Source organism: Leisingera sp. ANG-M1 (genome assembly GCF_000813745.1).
GTDB lineage: Bacteria > Pseudomonadota > Alphaproteobacteria > Rhodobacterales > Rhodobacteraceae > Leisingera.
This window is the reverse complement of the sequence record NZ_JWLC01000083.1, coordinates 974-1,243: the sequence shown is the minus strand read 5'-3', so window position 1 is coordinate 1,243 and position 270 is coordinate 974. Positions and strand designations below refer to the sequence as shown.

Annotated in this window: 1 protein-coding gene; it reads right to left on the bottom strand. The window is 68.5% G+C overall.

Annotation, left to right across the window (positions count from 1 at the left end; translation table 11 throughout):
* Positions 1 to 270 (bottom strand): FAD-dependent oxidoreductase (locus RA19_RS25490; protein ID WP_193748344.1); only part of this gene is annotated, 270 nt, incomplete at both ends.

Sequence of the window (270 nt, the reverse complement as noted above, 5' to 3'; positions counted from 1 at the left end):
CCAAATGCGCATCGGTTGCAAGCCGGGTTTCGGGGCGGATGCCCACCGCCATCACCACCAGATCAGCCCCCAGCGTCTCGCCGCTTTCCAGCAGCACCGCCCGGGCGCGGTCCTCGCCCAGGATCGCCTTAGTGGAGGCCTGGGTCTTCACGGTGATGCCGCGCGCCTCCAGATCCTTGCGCAGCAGGTAGCCCGCGGCCTCGTCCAGCTGGCGCTCCATCAGGTGGCCCATCAGGTGCAGCACGGTCACGTCCATGCCGCGCTCCTTGA